13 protein-coding genes and 1 pseudogene are annotated in these 16986 nt (G+C 37.7%); 13 read left to right on the top strand and 1 reads right to left on the bottom strand.

Annotated features, from left to right (window positions below; all coding sequences use genetic code 11):
- Window positions 1-120: 120 nt before the first annotated feature.
- From BUC12_RS18015 to BUC12_RS18000, 4 genes are read left to right on the top strand one after another with little or no spacing between them, the layout of a single operon-like run.
- On the top strand, window positions 121-1695 hold the full coding sequence (locus tag BUC12_RS18015) for a hypothetical protein (RefSeq protein ID WP_062184415.1): 1575 nt from the start codon (window positions 121-123) through the stop codon (window positions 1693-1695).
- On the top strand, window positions 1688-3526 hold the full coding sequence (locus BUC12_RS18010; protein WP_062184412.1) for a hypothetical protein: 1839 nt from the start codon (window positions 1688-1690) through the stop codon (window positions 3524-3526). The genes BUC12_RS18015 and BUC12_RS18010 overlap by 8 nt, the downstream gene beginning before the upstream one ends.
- A gap of 5 nt (window positions 3527-3531) precedes the next feature.
- Window positions 3532-4332, top strand: coding sequence for a hypothetical protein (locus BUC12_RS18005; RefSeq protein WP_062184409.1), 801 nt, complete (start codon window positions 3532-3534; stop codon window positions 4330-4332).
- A 5-nt stretch (window positions 4333-4337) separates the two neighbouring features.
- A complete protein-coding gene (locus tag BUC12_RS18000) occupies window positions 4338-9500 on the top strand; it encodes a DEAD/DEAH box helicase (RefSeq protein ID WP_062184407.1) in 5163 nt (1720 codons plus the stop codon).
- A 359-nt stretch (window positions 9501-9859) separates the two neighbouring features.
- Here the strand turns inward: BUC12_RS18000 and BUC12_RS17995 are convergent.
- Window positions 9860-10916, bottom strand: a pseudogene (locus tag BUC12_RS17995) (phage integrase SAM-like domain-containing protein).
- A gap of 643 nt (window positions 10917-11559) precedes the next feature.
- On the opposite strand from BUC12_RS17995, the gene BUC12_RS17990 reads away from it, so the two are divergent.
- The 9 genes from BUC12_RS17990 (at window position 11560) to BUC12_RS17955 (ending at window position 16874) form a co-directional block, all read left to right on the top strand.
- On the top strand, window positions 11560-11823 hold the full coding sequence (locus tag BUC12_RS17990; protein ID WP_062184404.1) for a hypothetical protein: 264 nt from the start codon (window positions 11560-11562) through the stop codon (window positions 11821-11823).
- Between the two features lie 12 nt (window positions 11824-11835).
- Window positions 11836-12324 (top strand): SLOG family protein, encoded by a 489-nt coding sequence (locus BUC12_RS17985; RefSeq protein ID WP_062184401.1) that lies wholly within the window; start codon window positions 11836-11838, stop codon window positions 12322-12324.
- A 9-nt stretch (window positions 12325-12333) separates the two neighbouring features.
- Complete coding sequence (locus BUC12_RS17980) at window positions 12334-13389, top strand: hypothetical protein (RefSeq protein WP_062184398.1); 1056 nt, start codon at window positions 12334-12336, stop codon at window positions 13387-13389.
- The gene (locus BUC12_RS20140) at window positions 13377-13526 is read left to right on the top strand and encodes a hypothetical protein (RefSeq protein ID WP_157257591.1); all 150 of its coding nucleotides are present in this window, start codon (window positions 13377-13379) and stop codon (window positions 13524-13526) included. The genes BUC12_RS17980 and BUC12_RS20140 overlap by 13 nt, the downstream gene beginning before the upstream one ends.
- Window positions 13527-13594: 68 nt before the next feature.
- Window positions 13595-14017 (top strand): PcfK-like family protein, encoded by a 423-nt coding sequence (locus BUC12_RS17975; RefSeq protein ID WP_062184395.1) that lies wholly within the window; start codon window positions 13595-13597, stop codon window positions 14015-14017.
- An 11-nt stretch (window positions 14018-14028) separates the two neighbouring features.
- Entirely contained in the window at window positions 14029-15282 is a 1254-nt protein-coding gene (locus BUC12_RS17970) for a PcfJ domain-containing protein (protein WP_062184392.1), read from the top strand.
- A gap of 63 nt (window positions 15283-15345) precedes the next feature.
- A complete protein-coding gene (locus BUC12_RS17965) occupies window positions 15346-15825 on the top strand; it encodes a DUF7258 domain-containing protein (RefSeq protein WP_062184389.1) in 480 nt (159 codons plus the stop codon).
- A 6-nt stretch (window positions 15826-15831) separates the two neighbouring features.
- A complete protein-coding gene (locus tag BUC12_RS17960) occupies window positions 15832-16140 on the top strand; it encodes a hypothetical protein (RefSeq protein WP_062184386.1) in 309 nt (102 codons plus the stop codon).
- 29 nt (window positions 16141-16169) lie between these two features.
- Window positions 16170-16874 carry a hypothetical protein gene (locus BUC12_RS17955; RefSeq protein WP_062184383.1) on the top strand — a complete coding sequence of 235 codons (705 nt, stop codon included), beginning with the start codon at window positions 16170-16172 and terminating at the stop codon, window positions 16872-16874.
- Window positions 16875-16986: the final 112 nt, after the last annotated feature.

The following is a 16986-nucleotide window of genomic DNA, read 5'->3' as shown; positions in this document are numbered from 1 at the left end:
CAATTATCACCATTCCATTTATGAACCAAGAGTAAAACCATCTCTTGAAAACTTTAATAAAATTGAAAGCTTCTAAGGGCTGGACCGTTATGAATTACTGAATAAGAACAATCAAGCGCAATGAAAACATACGAACTGTTCTCAAGATATGTAATTGACACCTTTCTTACACATGACAAGAAAGATGAATTTGCTTCACTTGTTATTGATGAGCAGTTTATGGAAAATACAGCAAATAAAATTGAAACTTCAAGAGATAGCCTTATAAAGAATCTGTGTTCAGATCTGTTCACTCCTTATCCCGATCCAATTAGAAGTATTGACTCCATTATAGCGATTGTGTCATTACAACTTTATGCTGCGTCTAAATGCGAATCAGATGGTGAGTATTCTGCAAACGCTTACAATCCAAGGTTATGTGAGATAATAAATCGTGATGTTAGCTATTTACAGGCGTGGTATAGTAAAAATCAAGAAAAAGTGTGGAGAAGTTTTTATGAATGGTGCACAAATAATGATTTTATAGTACGAGAATGTCAACCAAGGTTTTATAAAAACAGATTTATACAATATCCACTAGAACTAGCAAAGTATTTGTTAAATAGAGAGGATCTGAAATATATCGCTTCTGTATTTAACAGATACAAGTTGCAACCTTATGAGAATATCTTTTACTCAGATTTTTGGAATATCATTGATATTAGATTTGACTTCAGGCAATTAAACAACCATATTCAAAAGGTATTTGATTCAGTATTTGAGGATACGGGTGATTATGATATTGTTAAATCTCAAGTATATAATCATTATATAGTTTGGGACGGAGAGTATATTGAACCATATGAAGCACGATGTAAAAAGGCACAACGAAAAGAGCTATTTCAAATACATCTATCTGACAAAAACGATATATATAGAATTGATATCAGAAAAGAAGACGGATCTAAAATTACAAATTTTCGAATAGATTCTACTTTTTATCAAGAACTGGGTAAGTATTATTCGTATAAACGTGATAGTATTATTATCTTTCAGAGGGACAGTGATGGAGATTTGAACTATTGGGATGAAACAAGGTTTATTGGAGATAAAAATGAATCGGGGCTTGCAATAGTATCTAACAATTTTCAACGGAGTAAATTTTATGGAACTACCCCGGTATTTTATTGCAAAGATATAGTTATATATGAGTTTAAATACAACGACCACACAAAGGAGTTTTATTCAAGTGGGGAACAAATCTTTGAGCTAATAGGCGGGCTAAGAATTACACGCCGGATATATCTAATTGAGGGAGAGCCGATATTACGCATTCGAAAGGATTGTACATATTTAATGAATGGGAAAACTCAATCAATAGTAAAAGGAGATCACCATTTGACTTTACCTGAAGGTGAGCATTCTTTTAAATTTCCTAAAAGTAGAGAGTTTAAAATTACGATGGTATCTTCATCAAACAAAAGTATCCTGTGGCATGAGGCATTTTGCAAATGGGAAATTAAAAAGAAGGAAAAGAAATGGTTGCCGGTTCCAAATGTGGAAGGAATTATAGGTCTTAACTTTGAACCCTATTCAAAACCTAATGCATCAAGCCCTGCATTAAAGCGATGGGTAAAAGCACTTAAGAATGAAAAAATTGATTTTGAGAATAATGTGTCATTAAAGCTACTAAATAACATTAATAGATATGAGTGATTTTGATTATAAGCTACACAAAATCATAGGTGTTGCAAGAAAAAAGAGTCAAGAAAGTCTTCATGCAAGTATTTATCCTTTAGGCTACCAAGATGGCAACTACCATTTTCAACCATTTAGCAGAGATATGCAGAAAAATATTTTCTTGCATAATGGAACTGTGTTTGGGTATAAATTTCGAGATCATTTGACAGATGAATTGATCATTCTTCACATTAGAGAAAATGAAGTTAAGGACGATCCTTCTAAGGATGTGTATTCTGCTGATTATGAAACTCCAATAATTAAATACGACCACACTCCTATCATAAATATTAATAAGTCCGGTTTAAGGGAGGCCATCAAACAAGGTCAATGCAATAGCTATTACAAAGTCGGGAATAGAATTTACTATATTACTGACGCTGATTCAAAAAAAGGAATTGTTAAGTATTGGCCTATTGAAGACGGATTATTTGATACGAATAATAATATGTGTAGGTTTGGTGATGATGTTTATTTAATAAGAGGAGATATAAAATATCCTTTTAAATACAGCGATATTCTCACTAATGAAGAAATCATAAAATATATCATTGATTTAATTAAACAGTATAACATTGATCCAGAAAAACATAACGAAATATCAGATGATCTAATTAATGTTCTGGGAGTACCAACTGATATTTTAAATTTTAGATTTGATGCATTTAAAGAATTACTTCCATCAATCGTATTGACGCAAAAAAACATTTTGGATCTGGCCTCTAACCCCATATTATCTGATGTTCTGCAAAGAAGCATTAAGGAATACGAAGATGAATATATAAAGACATACGAGGAGCATAATCGAGAAACTATTAAAAAAATAGAAAACGCAAAAGTACAAAAATTGAAAGAGGTAGGGGATGAATGTTTGAGAATAGAAAAAGAGCATATTGCAAAGATAAACTTGATCAAAGAAGATATCAAGGCTCAGGAATTAAAGCTCAAACAAATTATTGACAAGATTAAAACAAAAGAAGCTAAAGCTGATACTATAGAACAAAGATTTATAGATATTGAAGAACACAAGAATCGTTTGATTGAAGATTTTTCTATCATTAGGGATGTAATTGGGGGGCATAACCAGAATCCACGAATTAGTTCCACAATAATTAATATCGAAAGCGTAACGTGTAGCGGCGAACAGATAACTGAATTCGATGATTTTTGCAATCACTTAACCTCTCATTTGTCAAAAAGTTGTTTTTCATATGACAGTGCAACAGAGTTGTCCAAAAATTTAGTTCGTTTATTTGTTGCGAAAAATAGGTTAAATAGGGAGATCGCCGTAATATTATTGCCAAGTCTTTTAATCTTTAAATCATTGATTGATGCTATCGGACAGTATAAGTTACGTTCAATATCTGTAGGTGCAAACTGGAAGTCTTTTGATGATTTATATTGCAGTGGACTAGAAAATATGCTTATTTCAGCTAATAATAATCCAGAAGAGATACATATTCTATTGTTACAGAACATGAACCTATCCTATATTCCATCATATATGCAGCCAATAAATGACATCCTTATTGGAATTAGCCGCAAACTTCCGGGTGACCATAATGTGGTTGGTTTCCCATCTAACCTATGGATTTTTGGTACAAGAACAGCGATAAATGAAGAAGCCATACCGATTTCCAAATCAAATATAGAAGAGTATGGTTGTGTCGAATTTAAGGACTATGCCTACAGCGAAGACGAAGCGGCAGTAATTGTCTGTAACAAATTTATCACCATGGAATTTGTAAACTCACAACGAGAAGAAGGTCGCAGATATAAGTCATATCCTGATTCGTATTTAGATTAAATGTTATGCAAAACGCTCAAGAGTTGTTATACAAATGGCTTAAGGAAGTTGGAGATGTTAGATATGAACGTATTAAACAAACTTGTGAATATCTTAACATCAAACTCAATTTGGATTTAGAAAAACCTATTTACAATATTTTTTACCCTCTTTTATATAGCGGCACTGTGGAATTTGCAGGTAATAGCAGATACCATATGGCTCCTGAGTGCATTATATTCAAACATAGAGATTCTCAGGTTGTGTTAAATCCGGTATTAACTGACGGATTACAGCAAACGAGTTACATAGGCATATATTTACACAAAGACATTGATAAGTTTAATGGTCCAAACAGATTTAATTTCAACCTTGAATCTATTTTGGGAAATATGCCTTCCATTGACCATTGCGTATTATCAATGCAGGAAGTATATGACATAAAAAGAGATGATTTTGAACATTACATCGGAGTGGTATCGCGAAAGATAAATGATACTAAAAAATGGTATTTCATAGACTGTGAGCATAATAAGTGTTACGCTATACCACATCATTCAATCAATCCTGATGCATTAAATATTGCTTATTCTTATGATAGAGTTATAAAACAAGAGAATAACGGTATATATGATGTTAAGAATAAAGAGTTGAGAGTGCCCATATTCCATATGCCTATAATAATTTATAGAGCATTAATGATTGAGTCATTATTTGCAGAATCAATGCCCTATATTGATAATGGCTATTATGTATTTAAGAACGTAAATAGAAGAGTTTATACAGAACTTAATAGGATTTTTTGTGAATCAATAAAAACAAACTAAAGAATATGGACAATCCAATTAAAATACATAGAACATTACGAGAGTTATACCTTAAATATATTAACAGTGGAATGCCATTTTCCTCTGATTGCTACAATAATGAAAGAAATGAGTTGCTACTGTCGGACGCAACTATATGCCAGCCTCCCATTATTGAAATAGTGCCGAAGTATAAGGAAGTATGCACAATTGAAGAGTTGTGTGATAAGGAGGGAATCAACAAAGATTTTGCTGAGTTTGTCAATTGCGGCTTGTTTGATGGGAGCAGCAAATTTATAAGGAAATTGTATGAGCATCAGGTTGAAGCTATTGTAGAAGCAACAAAAGAGAGAAAGGATATTATTGTAACAACAGGTACTGGTTCGGGTAAAACTGAATGTTTCCTTTTACCTCTTGTATCGGACCTAATAAATGAGTCTAAAGTTTGGTCGAAGCAAAATCGTCCTCGTGCAATGAGAGCAATGATTTTATATCCTCTAAATGCGTTAGCCGAAGATCAAATGATACGACTTCGCAAGGCTCTGAATAGCAAAGAAGGTGACGGTAGGAATAATGCACGGAAATGGCTTGATATAAATAGAGGTGGTAATAGATTCTATTTTGGACGATACACAGGACGTACCCCTGTTAGTGGAACAAAAGAAAAAGCCGATGATAGACTAAGAGAAGAGCGAAAAGAACACGAAAGAGATTGGAAGGCAGTCGTAGAAGAAGTTGAAGCTAATGGTACAACTGAATTGTTGTACCAAATGCCATGTATGGATGAAGATAGTGCAGAAATGTGGTGCCGCCAAGATATGCAGGATAATGCACCAGACATATTAATTACAAATTATAGTATGCTCAATATTATGCTTATGCGTAATATTGAATCTCCAATATTTGAACAAACTAAAACTTGGCTTCAATCTGATCCTACAAATATCTTCCATATAATTATTGATGAGCTACATACATATAGAGGAACTTCAGGTACAGAAGTAGCGTACATACTTAGAATCTTATTAGATAGATTAGGGTTAACCCCAAACTCTCCACAAGTTCAATATCTGGCATCAAGTGCTTCTATGGAGGATAACGAACAGACAAGGGAGTATATAGGACAATTCTTTGGATTAACTTCAGAAGAGGTTAAAAATAGGTTCGTATTGTTGCAAAATCCGCCATCAGATGAGATAATTAAACCATCTGTAGAACTGCCAATAGAACAATTATCACAGTTCAATACAAATACTTCAGAGCTATTAGTTAACTTAAACTGTACATCGATTCTTGAAATTGTAAATAAATACGAGTTAGATAAATGGTTAAAATATGGAATGGTGAAGAATGGGAAGGTTACTGCATCAAAAGTTGATGATATTTGTACAAATTTACAGCTTCCTACCGACAAAGCTCCTAACGTCGTCGAATCCATTATTAAGATAATATGCCAAACTAAAACCGGCAATAATAATTTAATGCCGTTAAGAGCCCACTTTTTTTTCAGAAATATAAATGGATTGTGGGCTTGCTCAGATCCTTGCTGTTCTTCTTTATGCGAAGAGTACAAGACTGCTGATAGAGAAATTGGAAAGATGTATAAACATCCTAATTCTATTTGCTCTTGTGGGAAACGAATCTTGGAACTCATATTGTGCGAGAGCTGCGGAGAAGTTTTCCTTGGTGGTTTTTCTCAAATACAATCTGGGAGAAATATTGTTTCTGTACAACAACCTGTGGGAGCATCAAAGAACCCATATGTCGTTCTAAAAAAGTGGTCACAATCCAAGCCCATACCCAAAAATAGCGGTTGGAAATCAGTGTCGTATGATAATGTCTCAGGGGAATATCAAATTGATAAATCAGACGGCAATTATATTATATATCAAGAGCAAGCAGAAACTCAATTACCATATCAATGTCCTTGCTGTGAAGTAAAAGCAAGAGGGAAAGGTAAAGATAGAATCCCTCCATTAAAGAGACATTCAACAGGTGTTCAAAAGGTGAATCAGGTTATGGCTGATGCATTGGTTAAAACTCTAAAAAGTGAGGGAGCTAATCCTAAAATCGTTCTATTTTCCGATAGCCGCCAATCTGCCGCTAAACTTGCAGCTGGTATTGAACTAGATCACTACAGAGATGCATTGCGTTGGGCAATAATCAAAGCTATGAGTGTTAATGATGAAGATATTAACTTAATCAAACTATTTTACAATCTCTCAGATTCTCAGCTTTCAGAGAGCGAGTTGAATAAGAAAAAAGAGTTCAGACGAGATGAACGGTATAGAAAAATTATCCAGTTAATAAGGGATAAGCATGATGATTATTTAGATGCAAATGACAAAAAAGAATTAGAATGGTTAATGAGAGATCTTAGCCTGTCTGATTTAGAAGGAACCTTAAATTATGTAATACATTGTCTTGTTAGTGCCGGAATTAGCCCAATTGGACCAAAACCTTCAATTGCAAATAATAATAAGGCGTGGTATGAGCTGTTTGATCTCAATACTAATACTTTTAAAAGAGATTCGAGTGACTTTGACTATAGAACCCAGATAAGAAATATAAATAAGACAGAACAATTACGCAGTATTTTTGCCCATAAGAAGCGTTCCTTTGAGTCTATGAGATTAGGATATGTAACTCTTAAAGAGCGTGATTCTGATGAAATAAAAGCACAATTATTGGACAGCATAGTAAGAATAATGGGTGAACGAAGTCGAATTGTTGGTGTTGACTCTGATTGGTCAAGAACAAGTCTTACTAAACAATCCGAAAACTTCATAAAAGCGGCATATAAAGTTAGTGCCTCTAAAAAGGTTACAGAAATAAAAGATGAAATTGTTAAGACACTTCGATTAAAAGGTGTTTTAACCAGAGACGGCGAACTGTTACTTACTGGTGAGGGACTCGCTTTCAAAGAATCTACCATTGAGGATAAAGTATGGGTTTGCACTAAATGTAAAACAGCCCATCTACATCCATCTGTGGGGTACTGCATTAACTGTACAGAAAAGCTCGGAGAACCTGATACGTTAACTGAGAATGATATTGATAATCCAAATGATTATTATTTATCTCTTGTTAAAAACAGCGACACAATATTTAGATTACATTGTGAAGAGTTGACCGGACAGACTTCAAAAGATGATTTTCGTAAACGGCAGAGGCTCTTTCAAGGGTTCGCATATCAAGGTGAAGAGCGAAAAGTCGAAGAGATAGATCTGCTTAGTGTAACAACTACAATGGAAGCTGGTGTTGATATAGGTTCTTTGTCTGCCGTAATGATGGGCAATGTGCCTCCTCAAAGGTTTAACTATCAACAAAGAGTGGGGCGTGCCGGACGTAGAGGTAATCCTTTGTCCATCGCATTGACAATAGCAAAAGGAAATAGCCATGACCAAACACATTACGCAGAAACAGAGCGTATGGTATCTGCAACACCTAAAGCACCATATCTGGAAGTAAGAACTAAAGAGATTGCTGAAAGGGTGATAATTAAAGAGGTCTTGTACCAAGCACTTAAACCTATTATTTTAACGACAAAGGACAATATACACGGAGGATTTGGACGTGTTGAACAGTGGGATAGAAATAAACATACAGTAGAAACATGGATTAATGACAATAAAAAGGCAATTGAGAACATAATCTCTACTATTTCTAGAGGAACAAATCTTAAAGATAGCACTAAAAGTGATATATTATCGTTAATCAGCGATCAACTTGTCGAGCGAATAACTGGTGAAGTTGACAATAACAATGGCGTATATAGTTCTTTGAGTGAATTGCTTGCAAATGCTGGAATGTTGCCTATGTTTGGATTTCCAACTCGTGTAAGAAATCTATACTTGAAGTATCCCGGCAATAAACTCCCTTCGGAGGACGTAGTGTCTCGGGATATGGATATTGCAATAGCATCATTCGCTCCGGGCTGTGAAATAGTAAAAGACAAATTAGTTTATAAGGCTGTTGGTGTCGTTGATTATGAATACGACAAGACAGGTAAAGTACGGGTCAAAAATCGTTCTTTGAGCGTAATACGTAACAAATTACATAAATGTAAGAATTGCGGATTTTCATCAGTAACTCAAGACTTAGACATCTGCCCTATTTGTTCAAATTGTTTAGACAAAATAGATGCCTGCTCTCCACTTGGCTTCTGTATAGATTATACAAAAAAACCAAAAGACTTTAATGGTGTTTATGATTGGCACTCTTCTAGTAGTGATATTGCACTTGATTGTTCTGACAAATTAGAACCAATCGAACATTGCGTAAAGAATATACATATAAGAACTAATGTTATACCATCAACAGGCCGTGTCCACCAAGTAAATGACAATAATGGTGCATTATTCTCTTTGGGTAGAAGAGGAGAAAATAGTGAATGGATTTGTCGAAATGCTATTTCGGATGATAAGGAAAGAAATGAAATGAAGTTATTGTACGAATCTAGTTATGCCTTTGTTTCGTCCAAGACTACGGGAGTAATGGCTATAACATTGGAAAGTATTAATGAAAATATTAATATTAACCCTATTTGTAATGATAATTCTCATGCAGTAAAAGCAGCGTTTCTTTCTTGGGGGTATTTGGTAAGAAGGTCTATCGCAAGTTTTCTTGATATTGATGCACAAGAACTATCCGTAGGATTTAATATAGATGCGAAAACACGTAATCCCGAAGTCTTTTTTGTTGAAAAATTAGATAATGGCGCTGGATATTGCAATTATCTGACAAGTGGAGAAATTGTAAATAATGCTATTGTTATGCCTCTGGTTGAGGGAGGTCAAGAATACGAAAGACTAACAACGAAAGATCACTTGAAGTGTTCTTCTTCCTGCTACGACTGTATTCGTGATTATGGAAATCAAAATATACACAATATTATTGATTGGAGATTAGGATTAGATATCGCCAGATTATCTGATAATCCAAATGCAAATATTGGTCTAGATATTGAATATTGGAAAGAATATGTTGACACAGTAATTATTAATCGCATAAAAAGGCAGGGACTCGCAATGAATAAAATATCTGATAATATAATTATATTTAATGATAAACGAAACACTTTTTTATTAACTCATCCACTATGGTCAGACAACTATATTGAAAAGATTGAAATTGAATTAGGGGTTTCCTTAGAAAGGAAATCTATATATGATTTATCGAAACTATAATAATAAATAATAATAACCTTAGTACTGCCACTGTTTTTATATAGCCTACTTTGTTTTTCAATAGAGCAGACCTTAAAATAGTTATATAAATTTGTCTGGAATTGTGGAAACTAACTTTCTTATTAAAATCGCATCTACGGGTTGCGTTTTTTATACTTCTCAATTTAATGCTGAATGATGAGTTAAAATCTATTTTTCAACCATTTACCTTGTTTCTCTTAAATTTACTTTAGCCTCCATACCTTACCCCACATGTTCAATATTTTAGCAAATATCTTGCAGAAGGCGATGAACAACGGCAGGCTTTTGTAAACAGCCTGTCGTTGTAATTATTATAGTTTGTAATATAGCCAGATATGTCATTGGTTGTCATGTGTCCCTGTTATCTTATCCCGGCCTGAATCTGTTACCGGAGCGTCTTTTTTCCTGCGTATCATTAACCTGTCCATATCTTCGAAAAGTTTCTTCGGGGTAACGCGAGCATAAATTTGTATTGTCTGGATATTGCCGTGCCCGAGCATCCTACTGATCGTTTCTATCGGAACGCCCTCTTCGAGCGTAATAAGGCTTGCAAAGCTGTGGCGCCCGCAATGGTAGGTCATTGGCTCTTTTATATCCGCCATAACCCGCAAGCCTTTCATATTCGCTTTTACCATGTCGGTCGATTGCATCGGGAACAAGGTATCCCTGTTTTCATCCTTGTATTTCTCAATCAGGGCAATTGCTTCGGGCAACAGCTTGACGCGTGCCCGGTAGTCTGTTTTCTTCCTCCGGCATTTTCTCAAAGCTCTCCCGGCTTAATGCTTTCGGGGTTGTCTCTTTCTGTTTGGGCAGTTTGTAATGGGCAAAATGAAATTTCTCGGATAGGCCTTCCTTAAAAGCAATCTTACAGATTTTCTTCAGGATAGCCAGGTAATGGCGGACGGTATCCATCGAATATCCTTCGCTCAACACAAAATCCTGGTATTCCCGGATGAATTGCTCGTTCAGCTGCTCGAAGGCAATGTCTTTCATCTTGAACTTCTTTTGGATGAACTTACCGAGCGAACGGTGCGTGTAAACGTAAGTACTTAACGTGGTCGGGGCGACGTCGATACCGATACGGGCTCTTAATCCCTCCATGTGCCGGTCGAGAAGAGTAAGCAGGGTCGTTTGCGCGTAAACCTTCACTGACTCAGCGTCAAAAGGCTTATTACGTTTCACAAGGCTGTCAAATGCATGGTGCACTGCCAATAGTAATTTATCTATTTTGGCATTGACTTCGACCGCTTCATTACTTTTGCCGTCCAATCGCCTCTCGCGGGGATTCCACAACGTGGGGGTACAGGAGAGCTTGCTGCTGAACTGTACCTTTGATTGATTTACGGTAATCGTTTGCAAGCTAATCTTGACCCTCTTCTCGTTTCCACTCGCCATTTGCTTCCTTCCTACCCGCTCTCACAGGGTATTTCATCCGCAAGGCATCATTCCAACCTCAAAGACAGTCCCGGATCGGGCGGTAAGAGTACATCCGGCAGGTGTACACTTACTTTTTAATGAATGGTTTGATAACCATTGCTTCAAATAGTTATATCGTTAACAGCTATAAGTTTCCCGTTTATTTTCAATTATAAAATGAATCCTGCGACCCTTTCCTTTATCCGTTGCACTACTTTCGGAAACAGTCACCGGATAATGAACCAAGCGTAGCTTTAACTACACTTGAATAGGGTATTATCGATAATGCCGTAAGGTATGCTGCAACAGCATATCTTTTGCAAACTATCTATCTAACGATGCTTTTCCCGTTTTTTCTCCAAAATTATTCCACAGTTGGCAGGTGTCAATCCTTGGCCGGTCGTCTGTTCATCAGAGCAAAGGTATGATAGTGTTTCACAACGGCATATTCTGTTGCCCTCACGGGTTTTCACGGAAATCTTCCTCTTTCCCTCACGGCTTCGGGCGAGCGTATTTGCCGTGAAAAAATATGCCTAAAGTGAATCCGCAATACCTTTTGTTGCTCTATGAAACAAAAACGACCGACCCGATGGATGACGCATGAAAAAAAAATGTCATAATTATGAAAAACGAAAAAAACATATTGAAACAAAACTCCCTCGCCTCCGGACTCATCATAAAATTGGGTTTGGGAGCGGCTCTGTTGGGTATTTGCGTGTGGTGTGTGGCTGAAACGGGTATGTCGCTGTTAGCGGTGGCGGGTGTGTATATCCTTGTCCGTAGCGTGCTTAAAATCATACGTCTGGCTGTGGGTATTATTTATTCCCTGCTGTCTATCCTTTTCCTGATAGCTGCTATCTCACTTATCATAACATTTATCCTTTAACATATTACCATTATGAACCATATCCATATAGATAAACAAAAGACAATCGCCTTTACAGGACATCGCAACATGGAATGTAATCCTGTACTGTTGAAAGAAGAATTAACACATATCATCCGTGAACAGTATCACAATGGTTACACAACATTTATTGTGGGTGGTGCGGTAGGATTCGATTTACTTTCAGCAGAGATAGTCCTTGAGTTGCAACAGGAGTTCTCCGACATACAGTTATTCTGCGCTGTTCCCTATGCGGGGCATCACCTGTATTTCAACAATGAGGATAAACAGCGGTATATCCGCATAGCTGACAAGGCGACATCAAATATCATCCTGTCGGCACACTACTATAAGGATTGCTTCCTTCGCCGTAACGACTACATAATAGCGAACTGTTCCCTGCTGATAGCTTATTACAACAGTTCACGGCGCAGCGGTACGGCTTATACAGTCCGCAGGGCGAAAGCAAATAACATTTCGGTTATCAACCTATACAAATAAATTAATATTATGAGCAAAATATTTTTATTGGGTGCAAACAAAAGCATCGACAGAGCCGAACAAGCGGTAGAAGTAAACCAAGTGGTGCAAATGGAAGGCTATTCCTGTGACAGGTATGTAGTCTATGAAATCCGTAAAAACGATTGGGGCATTGTGTACATGCTAATTAACCTGCGTACAAAAGATTTTTATACAGCCGATATAATCCGACCCTTGAAAGAAAAATTCGGTATCGGTTACTATTACGACAGTGAGAACCTGCAATTTATGGACAGCTTCGAGGTAGCCATACTTCTTCAGGAAGCACAGCAACAGAAAAAGGCAGAGGAAGAAAAAGCCGGGCAGGAAAAAATCAGAGTAGAACAGGTTAAGGAAATAGGTCGGAAACGCTTTGCCGAGATCCTTCCCGAAGACGCACAGGCAGTTATTGTGGCACGTTTAAGACAAAATGAGAGCGACAGCTATACTGACTACTACTCATATAGCACACAGCGGACGGTTATCATAGGCTTTTCAAAGCACAAAAGGGATATATTCTCCGAAATGCGCAAACACGCATCCAACTTTGAAGAAACCGCCTATTTAGCGGAATATAACGAAGACTACGAACACCGTGAGAAATACTCTATGGGGGACGGGTACTACTTGGGCGAAAGCAAGTATCACGGTTGGATAATCGAAAAAGAACCAATCTATAACCGTGAAAGGACAATCGAAGAATTCGCCTATACAGCAGGATGTCCCGATGGTGTCCATATTAAACCGAATACAGCAGATAAAGCCAGTAATAGTAATAGTAATCCAAGCGAACCGGAACAACAACCTACTATACAGATACAATCCGATAACCTGCACTTTGAAATAGTTGATTATTCGGAGAAAGCCATTGCCCTGTTCGGGGATACCAAAGCCATCAAAGACCTGTTGTCCGCTATGGGTGGAAAGTTCAACCCCCGATTAACTTACGGGGACAGTAAAAAAGCGGGATGGATATTTTCCAAAGCTAAGCGCAGTGAGTTAGAAGGAGTATTAAACTTAAAACCGGAACAGCCATGTGGAGAATAATAGATGATAAAGGGACACTTTATTCAGGGAATGAAGAAGATATAAAAACCATATACGACCGGATCAGGAGCGGAAAGATACAGGAAAAATGGTACGGCGACTTACTGCTGGTACAGGTACATGACATATTCAGGTAAGCAAACAACTATTGATATAAAATAATCACAAGGGGCAGAAGCCACTGCCCCACAAATAACATAAAGATATGAAAGCGACAAATCATTTTACAAGGACGATATTGACCTATTTGGAGAAACGAGCCGAAACAGATGCGCTGTTCGCCCAATCATTTGCAAACCCAGCCAAGGACATTGACAGTTGCGTTACCTATATCCTGAACACCGTACAAAAGAGCGGATGCAACGGTTTTGCCGATGAAGAAATATATACAATGGCAGGGGATTATTATAATACGGATACTATCGAAATCGGCAACCCAGTCAATAATTGCAGGATTTCTGTCAACCACGTTGTAGAACTGACAGCCGAAGAAGTCGAGGAAGCGAAAAAAGAAGCCATCCGGAAGATTCACAACGACACGTATGACAGGATGATGCAACCCAAAAAGAGAATTGCGCCTAAAGCAATCGCAGAAACCAATAACCAACCCGGTTTATTTGATTTTTAAAATTTACACTTATGAAACCACAGAATAAATTTCAGGCAGCAGTTGTAGAAGCGAGTAAGAAATTACCATCTATCACTGGGGAGCAGATACAATGGGGATACCAGAACTGTATCGAACATACCGGACAGCGAACCGCCAAAGGTAAAATCACCTGTACCGAATGCAACCATATATTCACAGGCGAAGAAGGAGAACATACCTGCCCTAACTGTAAGACAAAGCTAAAAGTCAGGACTACTAACAAACGAATATTCAAAGGTTGTGAATACCTGTGTTTTATTACCACATGCCGGGGCTATCAGGTCATCCGCTACCTGATGATAAAATGCACGGCAAAGGTCGGTTCATATCCCGAATACACCCATGCCGAAGTAATGCAACGCTGGATTGCACCTGACGGCAGATACTGCACCTTTGCGAAACTGCGTCAGACAATGGGTACAATGTATTATGATTCGTGGATATTCAGCACACCTTTGGAACTAAGAAGCGAAGTAGATGCTTATAACAGGCTGTTCCCGTATTACTACTATCCGAAACAACAATTAATACCCGAACTCAAAAGGACAGGCATTAAAAAGCGTCATTTCAATCAAAGACCATTTGATGTGTACAGGGCATTATTAAAGGATAACCAAATGGAAACCCTGTTAAAATCGGGACAAACACACCTGTTTAAAGCATTTTTGAGCGATACAAGCCGTAAATTAGATAATTACTGGGCATCTATCCGTATCTGCATCCGTAACGGGTATCAGATAAAAGATGCTACCCTGTGGTTTGATTATATCGACTACCTGCGCATGTTCGGAAAAGACCTGCATAATGCTAAGTATGTATGTCCTGCCGACCTGCACAAAGAACATGACAGGTATATGCAGAAAAAAGCAAAAGCCGATGCACAACTGGCATTGGAGAAGCAGCTTGAAAAAGAAGCGGACTACAGGGAGGCTAAAGCACGGTTTTTTGGCGTCATGTTCTCGAATGGGCGTATCAGCGTGCGTGTCCTTGAAAGCGTACAGGAGATAATAGCCGAAGGAATCGCCATGAAGCATTGTGTCAGCAGCTATCACTCAAAGGAAGATTCGCTTATCTTATCCGCCTGCATAGACGGCAAACGGATTGAAACCATTGAAATATCCCTGTCCCAATTAAAAATCGTCCAGTGCAGGGGGAAATGTAATAAATACACCAAATACCACAATCAGATAATACAGCTTGTAGAAAATAATATTTCCCTTATCGGGGAAAGAATGGCTGCATAACGGCTCAAAACAAAAGAATAACCTGACAATATAAATAATAACCATAAAACAACAAAGAGAAATATGAAAACGACAGAAGTCAACGAAGAAATAATCGGCAAGCGATGCAAGTGCATCTTTACGGGTTTAATGGTAACAGGAACTATCGAGGACATCAAAATCTCCGTCCATACCGCCGAGGCGAAAGTCCGTTACGATAAACCGCACCAATGGGGCAATCACTCATACGAAGACGGCTGGGCATCCGCCCGGCTGCATGACGGTTTCGGTTCGCTCCAATACCTTGAAATCATTGACGACGCCTACAAAACCATAAAGGTACGCTTTGAAAAAGGTATTGCCGGGATAGACCAGATGTTTGCACAAAATTATAGCACATGGGGTGCGGTAAACCTCAAAGAATGGATCGATACATACGAATCGTCACGCTTTACCCGGATTGATGAGCATACAGCCATTATTACCTCCGGATACAATATGGACTGCATAAGGGAATGGCTGACTAAAAATACACCAATTCAATCTATTGAAACTTTAATCTGAAACATCATGAAAATAATCTATACGGAAGGCAACCGCAAATCAGTAGAAGAAATGGACTGCGAAGCGCAGGACGCAGTAAAGAAAGCGTTGGAACTTGTTGAAGGAAAGACAGGTTTCAGGACATACCATGAAACATGGCGTGACTGTTATCTGGAAATACGCATCGGGCATAATATCTATACCACTTCGATAGAGATACGCCCGTTCGAAAAATACCTGACGGACAAACGCAGGAAATGGCACAACGGATGCGCCTATTTCTGTAACGGCATATTCTGGGCAAGTATCAGCCGGATAGAAGTAGAACTTATATAAACAAATATACAATACCAACATATACAACTATGGCACAGGAAGTAATAGACGATTGGATGCGGGACGCTAAAGACCTCGCAAAAGCCGAAAAGGAACTGAAGATAGAACACTGGGTATATATCACATTTGAGATAAGGGACGAAAACGGCAACCGGGAAGTATTGCACAAAATAGACCTGCCCCGTGATATGCTGGAGCGTTGGCGATGGCTTGTCGAATGGCGCAGGGCAAAGCTGGTGTGCAAGTACCCACGCAGGAAGGTAACGGTATATCATTGCGCATATGATAAGCGGACAGGCTTGCAGACAGGATTTAACTTTCTGCTGTCGAAGGTAGCCTCCGCTAAGGCACAGATAACAAAGGTGGAACGAAAAATCGTAGAATATATAGAGTATAAGACACACAACGATTTGTTTTTCAATCCCGAAACGGACGAACAACTACTCAAAGCCAACGCCAAATTAGAGCAGAAAAAGAAAAACTATGAGGAAGCATACGCTATCTTACAGGCGGAAATAACCAAATATAAACAGGACAATACCATGTATAAGCTATTTGTAGGATTCAAGAAATTGGGCGAGTTCAAAAGTATATCGGAAGCCAAACAGTTTGCCGATAAATGTGGAGAAACGGGGGTGTTTAATCTGATAGGCCATCTGTATAAGGACAGTTGGTATGTTTTTGAACATCTGAAACCAAAGGAAGATAAAGAGAACAATAGTAATGCGGACTGATTTTTCAGTCCGTTTCTTTTTCGTGAGCCTGTGCGAAAAAAAGAAACAAAAACCGATAGAGGTAATATTTCGAAATAGTTATATTTGTCCTTTCAGAATCAATTAACCGGAA

Origin of the sequence: Indolivaga macrotermitis (assembly GCF_900128985.1) — a bacterium.
Taxonomy (GTDB): Bacteria; Bacteroidota; Bacteroidia; order Bacteroidales; family Dysgonomonadaceae; genus Dysgonomonas_A; species Dysgonomonas_A macrotermitis.
The sequence above is the reverse complement of the archived record's forward strand: the minus strand, read 5'-3'. Positions and strand labels throughout refer to the sequence as shown.